General features: G+C 68.9%; 16 protein-coding genes. 3 read left to right on the forward strand and 13 right to left on the reverse strand.

The features are described 5' to 3' along the window. Positions 1–24 precede the first annotated feature (24 nt). From LCM15_RS20020 to LCM15_RS20030, 3 genes are all read left to right on the forward strand, one after another. Positions 25–168 (forward strand): hypothetical protein, encoded by a 144-nt coding sequence (locus LCM15_RS20020; protein ID WP_224859564.1) that lies wholly within the window; start codon positions 25–27, stop codon positions 166–168. 67 nt (positions 169–235) lie between these two features. Further along, a complete protein-coding gene (gene pdeM, locus LCM15_RS20025) occupies positions 236–898 on the forward strand; it encodes a ligase-associated DNA damage response endonuclease PdeM (RefSeq protein WP_224859566.1) in 663 nt (220 codons plus the stop codon). 40 nt (positions 899–938) lie between these two features. Further along, a complete protein-coding gene (locus LCM15_RS20030; protein ID WP_224859567.1) occupies positions 939–1,346 on the forward strand; it encodes a PaaI family thioesterase in 408 nt (135 codons plus the stop codon). A 48-nt stretch (positions 1,347–1,394) separates the two neighbouring features. Here the strand turns inward: LCM15_RS20030 and folD are convergent, their stop codons facing one another. From folD to tolQ, 13 genes are all read right to left on the reverse strand, one after another. After that, complete coding sequence (folD, locus tag LCM15_RS20035; RefSeq protein WP_224859569.1) at positions 1,395–2,297, reverse strand: bifunctional methylenetetrahydrofolate dehydrogenase/methenyltetrahydrofolate cyclohydrolase FolD; 903 nt, start codon at positions 2,295–2,297, stop codon at positions 1,395–1,397. A gap of 11 nt (positions 2,298–2,308) precedes the next feature. Continuing rightward, positions 2,309–2,605 (reverse strand): chorismate mutase, encoded by a 297-nt coding sequence (locus LCM15_RS20040; RefSeq protein WP_224859570.1) that lies wholly within the window; start codon positions 2,603–2,605, stop codon positions 2,309–2,311. 129 nt (positions 2,606–2,734) lie between these two features. Next, a complete protein-coding gene (locus LCM15_RS20045; RefSeq protein WP_224859573.1) occupies positions 2,735–4,411 on the reverse strand; it encodes a formate--tetrahydrofolate ligase in 1,677 nt (558 codons plus the stop codon). A gap of 83 nt (positions 4,412–4,494) precedes the next feature. Beyond that, the gene (locus tag LCM15_RS20050; RefSeq protein ID WP_224859576.1) at positions 4,495–5,094 is read right to left on the reverse strand and encodes an MOSC domain-containing protein; all 600 of its coding nucleotides are present in this window, start codon (positions 5,092–5,094) and stop codon (positions 4,495–4,497) included. A gap of 93 nt (positions 5,095–5,187) precedes the next feature. Further along, entirely contained in the window at positions 5,188–5,964 is a 777-nt protein-coding gene (locus tag LCM15_RS20055) for a methyltransferase domain-containing protein (RefSeq protein ID WP_224859579.1), read from the reverse strand. Continuing rightward, a complete protein-coding gene (ftsH, locus tag LCM15_RS20060) occupies positions 5,961–7,874 on the reverse strand; it encodes an ATP-dependent zinc metalloprotease FtsH (RefSeq protein ID WP_224859581.1) in 1,914 nt (637 codons plus the stop codon). The genes LCM15_RS20055 and ftsH overlap by 4 nt, the downstream gene beginning before the upstream one ends. An 86-nt stretch (positions 7,875–7,960) precedes the next feature. After that, positions 7,961–9,307, reverse strand: a complete 1,347-nt coding sequence (gene tilS / locus LCM15_RS20065; RefSeq protein ID WP_224859583.1) for a tRNA lysidine(34) synthetase TilS — start codon at positions 9,305–9,307, stop codon at positions 7,961–7,963. 22 nt (positions 9,308–9,329) lie between these two features. After that, complete coding sequence (ybgF, locus tag LCM15_RS20070) at positions 9,330–10,157, reverse strand: tol-pal system protein YbgF (protein ID WP_224859586.1); 828 nt, start codon at positions 10,155–10,157, stop codon at positions 9,330–9,332. 5 nt (positions 10,158–10,162) lie between these two features. Next, the gene (gene pal / locus LCM15_RS20075; RefSeq protein ID WP_224859588.1) at positions 10,163–10,693 is read right to left on the reverse strand and encodes a peptidoglycan-associated lipoprotein Pal; all 531 of its coding nucleotides are present in this window, start codon (positions 10,691–10,693) and stop codon (positions 10,163–10,165) included. 153 nt (positions 10,694–10,846) lie between these two features. After that, positions 10,847–12,187, reverse strand: coding sequence for a Tol-Pal system beta propeller repeat protein TolB (tolB, locus tag LCM15_RS20080; RefSeq protein WP_224859591.1), 1,341 nt, complete (start codon positions 12,185–12,187; stop codon positions 10,847–10,849). A gap of 125 nt (positions 12,188–12,312) precedes the next feature. Next, entirely contained in the window at positions 12,313–13,485 is a 1,173-nt protein-coding gene (locus LCM15_RS20085; RefSeq protein WP_224859593.1) for a cell envelope biogenesis protein TolA, read from the reverse strand. Positions 13,486–13,495: 10 nt separating this feature from the next. Beyond that, positions 13,496–13,978 carry a protein TolR gene (gene tolR / locus LCM15_RS20090; protein WP_040544365.1) on the reverse strand — a complete coding sequence of 161 codons (483 nt, stop codon included), beginning with the start codon at positions 13,976–13,978 and terminating at the stop codon, positions 13,496–13,498. 3 nt (positions 13,979–13,981) lie between these two features. Next, complete coding sequence (gene tolQ, locus LCM15_RS20095) at positions 13,982–14,677, reverse strand: protein TolQ (RefSeq protein WP_224859595.1); 696 nt, start codon at positions 14,675–14,677, stop codon at positions 13,982–13,984. Positions 14,678–14,766: the final 89 nt, after the last annotated feature.

Genomic DNA, 14,766 nt, shown 5'->3' on the forward strand with positions numbered 1-14,766 from the left:
CCGACTGAAGCGAAGACGGAAGCGATGACCGAGAACGACCACAAGCCACCGAAGAAGCGCCAGATGCCGCGTGGCTGGTGGCTCGCCCCCTGCCTCGTGATCGGGGCGCTGCTGTGGTTCTTCATCATCAAGGCCGTGATCGCCCTCGTGCATCTCGTCACCGGCTGAACGCCGCCCTGCCTGCCCCTTGCCTCCGCCGCGCGGTTCGGCCATTCAGGCCGGCATGGAACAGGCCATGAACACCCTTCCTTTCCGGTTTCGCGACAGCACGCTCGTGGCGCTGCCCTCGGGCGCGCTGCACTGGCCCGACGAACGGCTTCTGGTGGTCTCGGACCTGCATTTCGGCAAGTCCGCCCGGCTCTCGGCGGTGGGCGGCGCGGCGCTTCCCCCCTACGAGACGCGCGACACGCTGCTGCGGCTCGAGGCCGATCTCGAGGCCACCGGGGCGGAGCGGGTGATCTGCCTCGGCGACAGCTTCGACACCGCGCAGGTCGAGGGCGAACTGCCCGAGGCGGACCGGGTCTGGATCACCCGCCTGCAGGCCGGGCGCGACTGGGTGTGGATCGAGGGCAACCACGATCCGGGACCGGTGGCGCTTGGCGGTGCCCATCTGGCCGAACTGCGGATCGCGGGGCTGCTGTTCCGGCACATCGCCACGCCGGGTGCCGAGGGCGAGGTCTCGGGGCATTACCACCCCAAGGCGCGGCTGAAGCTGCGCGGGCGGACGCTGTCGCGCCCCTGCTTCCTCTTCGACGCGGCGCGCCTGATCCTGCCGGCCTATGGCGCCTATACCGGGGGCCTGCGCAGCGACAGCGCGGCGCTTTGCGGGCTGATGGCCGGGGATGCCCGCGCCATCCTTACCGGGCCGCGCCCAGTCGCCATCCCGATGCCGCGCTGAGGGCTTGCCAAGTCGCGCGCGCCGTGTCCCCTTGGTCGGCATGGAGATCGACACCCGCATCCGCGAGAGCTTTGCCCGGCAGGGCATGATGACGACGCTGGGCGCCCGGCTGGTCGCCGTCGCCCCCGGCGCCGTCGAGATCGAGGCCGCGATCACGCCCGGCGTGTCGCAGCAGCATGGCTTTGCGCACGCGGCGCTGGCCTTCGCGCTCGGCGACAGCGCGGCGGGGTATGCCGCGCTCACGGTGATGCCCGAGGACCGCGAGGTGGTGACCTCTGAGATGAAGATCCACCTGCTCGCCCCGGCGCGCGGCGCGCGCCTGATCGCCCGCGGACGGGTGGTGAAGCCCGGGCGGCGGCTGGTGATCGTGACGGCGGATGTCTACGCCGTGGCGGACGGGGTGGAGACCCACGCGGCCCTGCTCACCGGGACGATGGTCCCGGTCTGAGCGAAACCGCCGGGGCCCGCAGGGCGCCCCGGCGCTTGTATCACAATATCAGGCGGTGAGGCCTTCCGGCTCTGCAAGACCGTTGGCACGGCAGCAGGCGGTGACGGTGTTGGCCAGCAGGCAGGCAATGGTCATCGGACCGACCCCGCCCGGCACCGGGGTGATGGCGCCCGCGACCTCGGCGCAGCTGTCATAGGCGCAATCTCCCACCAGCCGGGTCTTGCCCTCGCCCTTCTCGGGCGCCGGAATACGGTTGATGCCGACATCAATCACCGTGGCGCCCGGCTTGATCCAGTCACCCGGCACCATCTCGGGCCGGCCCACCGCGGCCACCACGATATCGGCGCGGCGGACCACCTCGGGGAGGTCCTTGGTGCGCGAATGCGCGATGGTCACGGTGCAGCTCTCGCCCAGCAGGAGCTGCGCCATCGGCTTGCCGACGATGTTCGAGCGGCCGATCACCACCGCGTCGAGCCCGGAAAGCGTGCCGAGCTGGTCGCGCAGCATCATCAGGCAGCCGAGCGGCGTGCAGGGCACCATGCTCTTCTGGCCGGTGCCGAGCAGGCCGACGTTGGAGATGTGGAAGCCGTCCACGTCCTTGGCCGGATCGATGGCGTTGATCACCGCGTCGGAGTTCATGTGGTCCGGCAGCGGCAGCTGCACGAGGATGCCATGCACCGCCGGGTCGGCGTTGAGCTTCTCGACCAGCGCCACGAGCTCGGCTTCGGAGACGCTGGTGTCGAGCTTGTGCTCGAAGCTCTGCATCCCGCATTCGACGGTCTGCTTGCCCTTGTTGCGGACATAGACCTGACTGGCCGGGTCCTCGCCCACCAGCACCACGGCGAGCCCCGGCGTGATGCCGTGCTCGTCCTTGAGACGCGCAACATGCGCTGCAACCTGTTCCCGCACCTTGGCCGCAAAGGCCTTGCCGTCGATGATCTTCGCCGCCATGCAGCTCTCCTTCATTCGCGCCCGAGCGCGGTTTGCTCGCGCCGGATTGACCAGTCCACAAGTTCCCGCCAGAGCGCCTCGGCCAGCTCGGGATCCCAGCCCCCGGCCTCGGCGTTGCGGCGCACGTTCCCGATGACCTCGTCGACCCGTGCGTCGATGCGCGCGGGCCAACCGTTGGATGTCTTGAGTTCGGCGGCGCGCGAGATCACCCGCGCGCGATGCGCCAGCAGATCGCAGAGCGCGGCGTCGGTGGCATCCACCTCGGCACGCAGTTCGATCATGTCACCAAGGGTGGCGGGGTCGCGCATTCCGGTGCTCTCCAGCAAGGCCGTCATGCCCCTAATGCCGCGAGTGCCGCGAATGATCAACGTCCCCAAGCGGCGCAATGCGGTCTCGATGCGGCAAAAGCCGTTCCGATAGGCACCGGGCGGTGCGGATCAGAACAGCCCCTCGACCTCGCCCGCCGCGTTGAGCCGGATCGCTTCGGCCGCCGGCTGCCGCGGCAGGCCCGGCATGGTCATGATATCGCCGCAGATCGCCACCACGAAGCCCGCCCCCGCCGAGAGCCGCACCTCGCGCACCGGCACGACGTGCCCCTCGGGCGCGCCGCGCAGGTCGGGATCGGTCGAAAAGGAGTACTGCGTCTTGGCCATGCACACCGGCAGGTGCCCATAGCCCTGCGCCTCCCACTCCTCGAGCTGTGCACGAATGCGGGCATCGGCAGTGACCTCGCCGGCGTGATAGATGCGTTCGGCCACGCATTCGATCTTGTCCCAGAGCGACATCTCGTCGGGATAGAGCGGGGCGAATTGCGACTGCCCGGCATCGGCGATCTCGGCCACCCGCGTGGCCAGCGCCTCGGCGCCCTTGCCGCCCTCGGCCCAGTGGGTGCAGAGATGCGCCTCGGCCCCCTGCCCCTCGACATAGGCCCGCACGGCGGCAACCTCGGCGTCGCTGTCGCCGGTGAAGTGGTTGATCGCCACCGCCACCGGCACGCCGAAGCCCTTCAAGTTCTGGATATGCCGGCCAAGGTTCGCACAGCCCTCGCGCACCGCGGTGACGTTCTCGGCCGAGAGCTCCTCCTTCGCCAGCCCGCCATTCATCTTCAGCGCCCGGATGGTCGCGACGAGCACCACGCAATCGGGATGCAGCCCGGCCTTGCGGCACTTGATGTCGAAGAACTTCTCGGCGCCCAGATCGGCCCCGAAGCCCGCCTCGGTCACCACGTAATCGGCCAGCTTGAGCGCGGTGCGGGTCGCGATCACCGAGTTGCAGCCATGCGCGATGTTGGCAAACGGCCCGCCATGCACGAAGGCCGGCGTGTGCTCGAGCGTCTGCACGAGGTTGGGCTGCATGGCATCGCGCAGCAGCACCGTCATGGCGCCGTCGGCCTTGATGTCGCGGGCGAACACCGGTGTCCTGTCGCGGCGATAGGCGACGATCATCTCGCCCAGCCGGCGCTGCAGATCGGCAAGGTCATCGGCGAGACAGAGGATCGCCATGACCTCGGAGGCCACGGTGATGTCGAAGCCGGTCTCGCGCGGGAAGCCGTTGGCGGCGCCGCCAAGCGAGGTCACCGTTTGCCGCAGGGCGCGGTCGTTCATGTCGAGCACCCGGCGCCAGACCACGCGGCGCAGGTCGATCTCCTGCTCGTTGCCCCAGTGAATGTGGTTGTCGATCATCGCCGCCAGCAGGTTGTGGGCGCTGGTGATGGCATGGAAATCGCCGGTGAAATGGAGGTTCATCTCTTCCATCGGCACGATCTGCGCATAACCGCCGCCGGCGGCGCCGCCCTTCATGCCGAAATTCGGCCCGAGCGAGGCTTCGCGGATGCAGATCGCGGTGTTTTTGCCGATCCGGCTGAGCCCGTCGCCGAGGCCCACGGTCGTGGTGGTCTTGCCCTCGCCCGCGGGCGTGGGGTTGATCGCGGTCACGAGGATCAGCTTGCCGTCTTTGCCGCCCTCAAGCCCGGCGATGAAGCCCTGCGCCACCTTGGCCTTGTCATGGCCATAGGGCAGCAGATGCTCCGGCGGGATTCCCAGCTTGCCGCCGATCTCTTGGATAGGCCGTTTCTCGGCCTCGCGGGCGATCTCGATATCCGGTTTTGCGGCCATGACGTGCGTCCCTTCGGTCTTCGCGGTGGTTGCCGCGACTTTGCCGCATCGCGCGCGCGGAGAACACCGGGAATCCGCCGCCGCTAGCGGCCGCGCACCGCTTCGATATGCGCCCAGACCCGCTGGTCGGGAATGCTGAGCCGCAGCGTCTCGCCCACCGCCAGCCGACCGGGCCGCTCGACCCACGCTGTCACCCCGCGCCGGCCCTCGGCGGCAGGCTTGAAGCGGGCGCCGAAGCCTTCGCGCTCGGTCTCGATCTCGCGCCCCGGCAGCACGCAGGGGCGGTTCTCCATGTCGACCGCCAGCGTGACGCCGTCAGCGCCCTGCAGACGCGACGAGGGCGGAATGTGCGAGAAATCCGGCAGTCCTTCGACCACCACCGACGCGCCGATCCATTCGGGTTCGATCCGCTCAAGCCCCATGCGCTCGGCAATGGCGGCCAGCTCCTCGGCAGAGACGATGGCGAGCTGGCGCACGTTGCGGATCTCGGTGCCGCGCCGGTGCTGCGCCAGCACCCGGCTGCACGAGGGCCGCGTCAGCCCGGAATGCCGCTCACCCACGGCGCCCTCGAAGCGCAGGTCGAGCGCCTCGACCGGCTCGGAGCGCAGCCCGTCCCCCTCGAGCGGGACGCGACCGAGCCAGATGATTCTGGCGTGGAAATCGGTGGTCTTCAGAGCGGGCATTCTGGGCATCTCCTTGGAACTACGCGGAGAATGCGGAAAGCGCCGGGAGCCTCAACCGCATTTTGCAAATTCACGAAGAATTCGCGGAAGAGATCAGACCGTGAGTGTCAGGAACAGGCGGCGGAACGGGAACAGCACGCGCCCGTCGCCCCCGGTGGGATAGGCGCTGCCGATCACCCGCTCGTAGGCGGTGATGAGCTTGGCCTGCTCGTCGTCGTTCAGCGCCGCGAGCACGGGCCGCGCGAAGCTCGCCTCGGTGAAGCGACGCACCGGGTGGCCCTCGCCGTCGGGCGCGAGATCCTGGTAATACTCGGTCTCCCAGATCGAGACCCTGCCGAGCGGGCTGAGCAGGCGATGGTATTGCGCCGGCAGCAGCACCTTGGGCTGGGCGTCATGATCGATCCGGCCCGGGAAGAGCTCTTCGGCGAGGCTCAGCCAGAACCGGTGCGAGGGGGCGTTGTTCTGATGCGGGACCTGCACCGCCAGCGTGCCGCCCGGCGCCAACTTGGCCGCCAGCAGCGTCAGCAGGTTGGGATGATCGCCGACCCATTGCAGCGCGGCGTTGGAAAAGATCAGCGCGGCGGGTTCGGAGGGCAGCCAGAGCGACAGGTCATCCTCGACCAGTTCGTCATAGCAGCCGGTGCGCCGGGCCTGATCGAGCATGGCGCGGCTCAGGTCCACGCCGACGAGTTTGCGGCGAAGCTGCTGTAGCGCCGGGCCGACCGTGCCGCTGCCGCAGCCAAGGTCGATCACCGCGCCTTCGGGAAGCGGGCCGACACTGCGCAGCAGGTCGATGGCGGGGCGCAAACGAAGACCCCGGAACCTGTAATAGAGTCCGGGGTCCCAGTCTTTCTGCAGAGACGCGCTCATGCGGTCGGTTCGGGCTCCAGCCCACCCTCGCCCGCGGGCTTGGCTTTCGGCTTGGTCTTCGGGATCGCGGTGACGCTGGGCGTATCATCGTCCGAGCTTCCGGCGCCGTCGCCGCTTTGCGGCGGCTCGCCGTTCATCACGCGCTTGATCTCTTCGCCGGTCAGGGTCTCGTACTCGAGAAGGCCCTTGGCCAGACGCTCCCAGTCTTCCTTGCGGTCGCTGAGGATCTGGTAGGCGCGCTCATAGGCGTCCTGGATGAAGCGGCGCACTTCGTCCTCGATCAGCTCCTTGGTGTGGGCCGAGACCGACAGGCCAGCGGTGTTGCCCTGATAGCCCTCGTGGGCCTCGGAGTAGTCGATGTTGCCGATCTTGTCCGACATGCCCCAGCGCAGAACCATGGCACGTGCCAGAGCCGAGGCCTGCTGGATGTCGCCTGCCGGGCCGTTGGAGACATTGGGCTCGCCGTACTTGATGATTTCGGCGGCCTTGCCGGCCATGGTCATGGCGAGCTTTTCCTCGCACTCGGACTTGTGCCAGTTCAGGCGGTCGATCTCGGGCAGCGAGACCACCATCCCGAGGGCGCCGCCGCGCGGAATGATCGTCGCCTTGTAGACCGGATCGCATTGCGGCAGGGCAAGGCCGACGACCGCGTGACCGGCCTCGTGATAGGCGGTCTTTTCCTTCTGGTCGGCGGTCAGGACCATCGAGCGGCGCTCGGCGCCCATCATGACCTTGTCCTTGGCGTTCTCGAAATCTTCCATCGTCACGAAGCGCCGGCCCACGCGGGCGGCCATCAGCGCCGCCTCGTTCACGAGGTTGGCCAGATCGGCGCCCGAGAAACCGGGGGTGCCGCGCGCGATGATTCGCAGGTCGACGTCCGGCCCGAGCGGGGTCTTGCGGGCGTGCACGCCGAGGATCTTCTCGCGGCCCTTGATGTCGGGGTTGCCGACCATGACCTGCCGGTCGAAGCGGCCCGGACGCAGCAGCGCGGGGTCGAGCACGTCGCGGCGGTTGGTGGCGGCGATGATGATCACGCCCTCGTTGGCCTCGAAGCCGTCCATCTCGACCAGCAGCTGGTTGAGGGTCTGCTCGCGCTCGTCATTGCCGCCGCCATAGCCGGAGCCACGGTTGCGACCGACGGCGTCGATCTCGTCGATGAACACGATGCAGGGTGCGTTCTTCTTGGCCTGCTCGAACATGTCGCGCACGCGGCTTGCGCCGACGCCGACGAACATCTCGACGAAGTCGGAGCCCGAGATGGTGAAGAACGGCACGCCGGCCTCGCCCGCGATGGCGCGCGCCAGCAGCGTCTTACCGGTGCCCGGAGGGCCCACGAGCAGCGCGCCCTTGGGGATCTTGCCGCCGAGGCGCGAGAATTTCTGCGGGTTGCGGAGGAACTCGACGATCTCTTCCAGCTCTTCCTTGGCCTCGTCGATGCCAGCGACATCGTCGAAGGTGACGCGGCCGTGCTTCTCGGTGAGCAGCTTGGCTTTAGACTTGCCGAAGCCCATGGCGCCGCCTTTGCCGCCGCCCTGCATCCGGTTCATGAAATAAATCCAGACCCCGATCAGCAGCAGGAAGGGCAGTAGCGAAAGCAGGAAGGCCTGGAAGCCGGACTGTTCCTGCTGCTCCGCGCGCACCGTCACGCCGTTGTCGATGAGAAGGTCGGTGACCTGGGCATCCTGGGGTTTCACAGTCACGTAGTCGGTGCCGTCGCTGCTGCGATAGCGGATCTGTTCGCCATCGATCGTGACCGAGCTGACACTGTTGTCTTCCACCGACGAGACGAAATCCGAGTAGCTGATTTCGCGGCTCTGAAGGGTGCTGCCACCGCCCGAGAACAGGTTGAACAGGGCGAGGATCAGAAGAAACAGGACCACCCAGAAGGCGATATTGCGTGCGTTGCCCAAGGAATGCCTCCAAACATGCGTCGCGTGCCCCGATCAGAGCACGATGTGCCTAACATAAGGATCAGTGCGGCACGTTCAATGCGAATTCAGTGCGAAAGCAGGAAGCGGTCGAAACCCTGGCCCCGTGTTCCGCCGCTCTCCAGCGCCGTCGTGCCCCCCGGCCCGACCCCGAGCGCATCGCAGGCGCGCAGGGTCTCGCCCTGCCAGACCGAGGGCAGGCTCAGGGCCAGCGCGTGCGGCACGCGCCGTGGCCCGGCCTCCGCCGCCTGACGCCAACCCTCCTCGCCGAGCGCGCGCACTTGGAGCCCCTTGAGATCGGGGTGAAAAACCCGCCAGCGCCCATCCCAGAGCGCCCCGTCGCCGACCATTGCCGAGGCGTCAGACACAGCCGCGTACTCACGCCAGATCCGCAGCAGCGCAGGTTCGGCCCGCGCCGCGCACCCCATCAGCGTGCCCGCCCCGCCCGACAGCAGCCGCTCGAGCAGCGCCTCGAGGGCCGCGGCGCGCGGGCGGTACTCCGCCGAGGAGACCCATTGCAGCGCCGCCGCGAGCAGCCTCAGCTGGGTGTCACGCTCGATCGTCGCGAACAGGTCGCGGTCGAAGACGAGGTCGCCGGCGGCGCCCTCCTCTCCGCACTGCTGCCACACAGAGGCCGCCCGGGCGCGCAGCGCCTCGCGGGCGCGGCCCATGCGGGTGGCCGTGGCCGCCAGCGTCTCGGCCCCCAGCCCCTCGTCCTCGAGCCCGCGCAGCAGCTTGCGAATGCGGGCGCGCTCGTAGTGATCGTCCTCGTTGGTGGGATCCTCGACCCAGCGGCCCTTGAGCACCTTCAGGTAATGCCGCAACTCCGCGCGGCGCATGTCGAGACAGGGGCGCACGATGGTCGGCCCGCCTTGAACGGCCCCTTCCGGAGGCCGAGCGCCGTCGCAGTCTTCGGGATCAAGCGGCCGGGTGTCGGTCTGGGCGATCTCGCGCAGCGGCGCCATCGCCGACAGCCCCTCGACCCCGGAGCCGCGCGCCAGCCGCATCAGGAAGGTCTCGGCCACGTCATCGCGCGTATGGGCCAGCAGCACGTGCGAGAGCGCACCGCGCCAGCGTCCGATGAGGTCGAGCCGGGCGCGGCGGGCGGCGTCCATCAGGTTGCCCTGCCCGTCCCAGTGCCAGCGCAGCGTGGCATGCGGATGGCCCAACTCGGCGCAGGTCTCGCGCACCAGCGCCGCCTCGTCCGCGGCCTCGGGGCGCAGCCCGTGGTCGACCGTCACCACCCAGAGCCTCGTGCCCCAGACATGCGCCCAGTTGTGCGCCAGCGTCAGCATCGCCATGCTGTCGCCGCCACCCGAGACGGCGAGCGCGATGTCGGTGGGGAAATCCGGCCCCAGCGCCGCGCCCATGGCCTCGGCAAAGCGCTGGTCGAGACTATCTGGCCGGGGTGTCACGAACGAAGTCTCCGGCGCGGCCTCACTGGCAGCCGAGACGTCCCATCTCGGCCTCGGCTTCGGCCACCGCCGGGGTGCCGGGATAGCGCGACCCGACCTCGGCCAGCGTCACGCAGGCCTCGTTGAGGCTCTGCAACGCGCCGAGCGCGGTGCCCAGCCGCCACAGCGCCTCCGGCGCCGCATCGCTCTCGGGGTAGTTGGCATAGGCGTCGAGGAACCGGCGCGCCGCGGTGCGGGTGTCGCCGGTCTGATCCAGCGCCTTGCCCTCTTCCAGCAGTGCGGCGGGCTCTAGCGGGCTTCCGGGAAAGGTCTCGCGGAAGGTCGCAAACTGGTCCGCGGCGCCTTGAAAGTCACCGCTGGCGAGCGCCTCCTGCGCTCGCCGGAAGTCGTTCTGTTCGCCGATTGCAAGTTCCGCACCGTCGCCGGACGGCAGCGCGGGCGCAGGGGCCGGCGCCGGAGCGCCGGTCGAGGGGGCCTCTCCGCCGAGCGGAGCCGCGTCCCCGAGATTGCCGATGTCACAGGCGGGCTCGAGCTCGCAGAGCCGGAACTCGAGATCGCCGATGCGGTTGGTGCCGTCCTGCACCACCACGTCGACGCGGTGCTGCAGTTCCTCGGCCAGCGCGGTGACGCGCTGCAGCTCGGTCTCGATGATGTTGACGCGGTCGAGCGTGCTTCCGCTGACCTGCACCCCGGCCGTGCCCGTGGTGTTGAGCTCCTGCTGAAGTCGCTGGAGCTCTCCCTTGAGCAGCGACAGGTCCTGTCGGATGTCGGCCAGGGTTTCGCTGTCCTGGGCCGGCGCGGCGGAAGCCACGGCGAGACCGGAGCAGAGGGCAAGAACGGCGAGGCGCATGGTCGTCAGCTCCCGAGACCCATGGAGATCACGGTGACGGCGCGGCGGTTTTTGGCGTAGCACGCCTCCTCCGAGCAGATCTCGACCGGGCGTTCCTTGCCGTAGCTGATGATCTTCAGCCGGTTCGGCGCGACGCCCTTGGAAATCAGGTACTCCATCGTGGCGTTGGCGCGGCGCGCGCCGAGCGCGATGTTGTACTCGCGGGTGCCCTGCTCGTCGGCGTGGCCTTCGATCACCGCAAGGTAATCGGAGTTGGTCGTCAGCCAGCCGGCCTGCGCGTCGAGGGTCGCCTGCGCCTCGGGCGTGAGGCTCGACTGGTCGACGCGGAACAACACGCGGTCGCCGATGGTCTGGTTGAAATAGGCCGGCGAGCGCGGATCGTTGGCGCTGCCCGGCACGACGCCGCCATTGGCGCCGGCACCGGCGCCCGCGCCGTACCCGTCGGCGCCACCGTTGGCGCCGAAGCGGTCCCCGCTTGTGCAGGCCGCCAGCCCCAGTACGGCGGTCATCATCAGGGCCTTGGAGAGATGTTTCATGGAACTGTCCTGCTCGTTTCTTGCCGGTAAATTATCACAGGCATATTGGCTTGCAAATGTCATGCGAAGACCAGGATTTTTCGTACGAAAAATCCTGGTCCCCGGTCGTCCGACCCGAAAAATCTCTCGAAGAAGATTTTTCGGGCCCCTTGGTCACTGTAGCGGACCCCAGCTCGGGTCCGAGGCGCCGTCCGGCGTGCGCACCCGGGTCAGCTTCCGCCCGGCCACATCCACGCTGTAGAGCGAGGAGGTGCCACTGGCGCCCTGCGTCTCGCGCGAGAACATCAGCACCCGGCCATTGGGCGCCCAGGTCGGCCCCTCGTCGAGATGCGAGGCGGTGAGCAGGCGCTCTTCGCTGCCATCGGTGCGCATCACGCCGATATGGAACCGGCCCTGGTTCTGCTTGGTGAAGGCGATGAGATCTCCGCGCGGCGACCACACCGGCGTGCCGTAGCGCCCCTGCCCGAAGCTGATCCGGGTCGGCTCACCGCCGCTGGCCGGCATGATGTAGAGCTGCTGGCTGCCCGAGCGGTCGCTCTCGAACACGATGCGGCTGCCATCGGGCGAGAAGCTCGGCGCGGTCTCGATCGCGGGGGTGAAGGTCAGCTGCGTGGTGTTGCCGCTGGCCAGATCGCGCATGTAGATGTCGGTGTTGGAGCCGGAGGTCACCGAGTAGACCACCTTGTTGCCATCGGGCGAGAAGCGCGGCGCGAAGCTCATGACCCCGCCACCCGCGGGCATGATCTGGCTCTGCACCGCGCCCACGTTGAGCACATGCACCCGCGGCTCGCCGGATTCGTAGCTGGTGTAGAGCACCCGCTCGCCATTGGGCGAGAATCGCGGCGCCAGCACGATCGAACGGCTGTCGGTCAGGTACTGCACGTTGGCGCCGTCGTAATCCATGATCGCGAGGCGCTTGGCGCGCTGGTCCTTGGGACCGCTTTCGGAGACGAAGACCACGCGGCTGTCGAAATAGCCGCTCTCGCCGGTGAGGCGCGAATAGACCTGGTCGGCCACCTTGTGGGCCAGCCTGCGCCAGCCGTCGGAGGTGGCGGCGAACTGCATCCCCTCGCCGAGCTCGTTGCCGGCGAACACGTCCCAGATGCGGAACTTCACCGTCACGCGCCCGTCCTGCTCGGAGACCGCACCGGTCAGCAGCACCAGCGCGTTGATCGCCTTCCAGTCGGCAAACTGCACCGGGCTCTCGAACGAGGTGATGCGGCTGATATGGGCGTCGCGCGGGATCTCGCGGAACAGGCCCGTGCCGGTCAGGTCCTCGGCGATGACCTGGGTGATCTGGTCGGCATATTGCTGTGCGCCGGGCGTCTCTGCGACGAAGCTGGGCACCGCATAGGCCATGGGCTCGATGGTGCCCTCGGTGATCTCGATCCGCAGCGGACCGTCCTGCGCCTGTGCCGCGTTGGGCAGCGCCAGTCCCAGCGCCGCCACGAGGGCGAGACCCAGGGCCAGTGCCTGCGCCAAAACCTGTTTCATTCCAAAGCTCCCCTTGCCGGACCGACCGCTGCTCGGGCCGTCCTCGTGGTCAGGATAGTGCGTTGCGACGGCAGGAACAGCAAAGTTCCGCCGCCGCGATGGGCAAGACCTTGCCGGTCGCATGATCATCGCAGCCTCATGTCGTCGGGATTGAACGTCATCTCGATCGTCTTCCACTGGTCGTATTTGTCCTGCGGCAACTGGTACCCGTCGTTCTGACAGCGCAGGATCGCGCGCCGTGCCGCCTGGAATGCGGTCTCGGCAGCCGCGGCGCTGCCGCCTTCCGAGCCGATCAGACGCAGGCTCGAGCTCACCACGCGGCCCGAGGGCTCCATGTCCATGCCCACGGTCACGGTGACACTGGCCGCCTCGCTGCCCACGTCGACGATCCAGCAGCGCTGCACCGCGATGCGCAGCGCATCCTGTTCGCCGCGCGTCAGCGGCGGACCGGCTGGCGTGTCGGCCTGCGTGGGCGCGCCGCCTCCCAGCGCCTCGGCGATGGCGGCGTCGACGGCAGAGTCGTTCGGCTCCGACGGTTCGGGCTCCGGCTCCGGCGTGCTCGGCGTTGCGGTCTCGGTCTCCGGCGTGGGCTCGGGGGTCGGCTCCGGGGTCGGCTGCGCCCTCGCGATGTCGCGCGGACGCGGGCGCGGACGCACCGAGGCGGGCGGGGCCGAGGCGGGCTCTTCGGCCTCGGTGACGATCTCGGTCGCGGTCTCGGGCGGCGCGGTCGCCTCCTGCGCCTCCTCGGCCACGTCGGGGCTGTCGGCGTCTTCCTGTGCCGCCTCCTGCACCTCTTCGGCTTCGGTGACGTCAGGCTCGGACGGCGCGACGGGCTCGGGCGCCACGCGGGGCGCCGGGCGCGGCACCGGGCGGGTGGCGCTTTGCGGGGCCGACACCTCAGGCACCGCCTCGGCGGCGGGCGGCAGCGGGTCCGGCTCGGGCGCAGGCTCGGGTTCCGGCGCCGGCTGCGGCTCGGGCTCGGGTTCGGGCTGCGGCGCGGGTTCGGGATCGGGGGCCGGCGCGGGCTCCGGCTCCGGCGTCGGTTCCGGCTGCGGCTCTGGCTCAGGCTCCGGTTCGGGGGTCGGTTCGGGCTCGGGCGCCTCGACCGGGGCGGTCACCTCGGTCTGGACCTCGGGCGCCTGCGCGGCATCGACCATGGCAGAAAAGTCCGCCTCCGAGATCACCGACACGTTCGAGACCTCGAACTCCGGCGGATTCGGACGGAACACGTTGCCGACCAGCAGCCACAACAGCACCAGGGCGTGCGCCCCGGCGGATATGGAGAAACTCCTGCGCAATCAGGCCCCCTCAGCCGCCGTCCGCGCCGTCGAGCGCCGGGCCACCGCTGTCGGTGACGAGTCCGATCGAGGAAAAGCCGCCCCGGTTCAGCGCGCCCATGACCTGCGCCACCGTCTGGTAGGGCACAGCCCCGTCGGCGCGCAGGAAGATGCGGTCATCGGCGCGCTCCACGGCAATGGCGCGGAGCCGGTTGACCAGCTCGTCCATCTCGACCTCGGTGGTCATGATCGTCACGGTGCCGTCGGCGGTGATCGTCACCGCGAGCGGCTCCTCGGTTTCGGAGGGCAGCGAGCTGGCCGCGGTCTTGGGCAGCTCGACCGGCACGCCCACGGTCAGCAACGGCGCGGCGACCATGAAGATGATCAGCAGCACCAGCATCACGTCGACCATCGGCGTGACGTTGATCTCGGCCATGGGCTGCGACCTGCCGCCGCTGCGGCGCCGCCGGCGTCCGCCGCCGCCTCCGCCCGATTTCATCACCCCTCCGCCCATGGATCAGGCGTCCAGCTGGCGCGAGAGGATGGTGGAGAACTCGTCGGCGAAGGCCTCGTAGCCCGAGATGATGCGGTCGGCATCGGCGGAGAGCTTGTTGTAGAAGATCACCGCCGGAATCGCCGCGACAAGACCGAGCGCGGTGGCGAACAGCGCCTCGGCGATGCCCGGCGCCACGACCACCAGCGAGGTGTCCTGTTGCGACGCGATCTCGATAAAGGCGTGCATGATGCCCCAGACCGTCCCGAAGAGGCCGACGAAGGGCGCGGTGGAGCCCACGGTGGCCAGCACCGGAAGGCCGCGCTGCAGATCCTCGGATTCCTTCTGGATCGCCACGTCCATGGAGCGGTCGATGCGGGCATGGGCGCCGGCGATCAGGCCGCCATCGTCGCGATGCGAGCGGCGCCATTCGGTCATGCCGGCGGCGAAGACGCGCTGCGCCCGGCCCTTGGGCTCGGGCCCGATCTGGTCGTAAAGCTCGTCGAGCGGTTCGCCGGACCAGAAGGCACGGTCGAACTTGGCCGCCTCGCGGCGGGCGGCGCGGTAGCTGACGATCTTTTCGACGATGATCGCCCAGCCCCAGACCGATGCCAGCACCAGCATCAGCATCACCAGTTTCACCGTCAGGGTGGCGCGTGCGAACAGCCCCCACATGGAGAAGTCGATCTCCTGCGCGAGCTGGAGGGTTTGTGGATCCATTTGCCTGCTCTTCCTCATCGGGCCCGTGTGCACTGGGCTCTCGTTAGCGCCGATTCTACAGGATTTGCAGGGAGAACGCCAACACATTG

Origin of the sequence: Salipiger bermudensis, from assembly GCF_020171625.1 — a bacterium.
Classification (GTDB): domain Bacteria; phylum Pseudomonadota; class Alphaproteobacteria; order Rhodobacterales; family Rhodobacteraceae; genus Salipiger; species Salipiger bermudensis_B.

Excerpts from the sequence above, each read along its gene's own strand:
- LCM15_RS20020 (WP_224859564.1), top strand. The coding sequence starts at position 25 with ATGACCGAGAACGACCACAAGCCACCGAAGAAGCGCCAGATGCCGCGT.
- pdeM (WP_224859566.1), top strand. The coding sequence starts at position 236 with ATGAACACCCTTCCTTTCCGGTTTCGCGACAGCACGCTCGTGGCGCTG.
- LCM15_RS20030 (WP_224859567.1), top strand. The coding sequence starts at position 939 with ATGGAGATCGACACCCGCATCCGCGAGAGCTTTGCCCGGCAGGGCATG.
- folD (WP_224859569.1), bottom strand. The coding sequence starts at position 2,297 with ATGGCGGCGAAGATCATCGACGGCAAGGCCTTTGCGGCCAAGGTGCGG.
- LCM15_RS20040 (WP_224859570.1), bottom strand. The coding sequence starts at position 2,605 with ATGCGCGACCCCGCCACCCTTGGTGACATGATCGAACTGCGTGCCGAG.
- LCM15_RS20045 (WP_224859573.1), bottom strand. The coding sequence starts at position 4,411 with ATGGCCGCAAAACCGGATATCGAGATCGCCCGCGAGGCCGAGAAACGG.
- LCM15_RS20050 (WP_224859576.1), bottom strand. The coding sequence starts at position 5,094 with ATGCCCGCTCTGAAGACCACCGATTTCCACGCCAGAATCATCTGGCTC.
- LCM15_RS20055 (WP_224859579.1), bottom strand. The coding sequence starts at position 5,964 with ATGAGCGCGTCTCTGCAGAAAGACTGGGACCCCGGACTCTATTACAGG.
- ybgF (WP_224859586.1), bottom strand. The coding sequence starts at position 10,157 with ATGCGCCTCGCCGTTCTTGCCCTCTGCTCCGGTCTCGCCGTGGCTTCC.
- pal (WP_224859588.1), bottom strand. The coding sequence starts at position 10,693 with ATGAAACATCTCTCCAAGGCCCTGATGATGACCGCCGTACTGGGGCTG.
- tolB (WP_224859591.1), bottom strand. The coding sequence starts at position 12,187 with ATGAAACAGGTTTTGGCGCAGGCACTGGCCCTGGGTCTCGCCCTCGTG.
- tolR (WP_040544365.1), bottom strand. The coding sequence starts at position 13,978 with ATGGGCGGAGGGGTGATGAAATCGGGCGGAGGCGGCGGCGGACGCCGG.
- tolQ (WP_224859595.1), bottom strand. The coding sequence starts at position 14,677 with ATGGATCCACAAACCCTCCAGCTCGCGCAGGAGATCGACTTCTCCATG.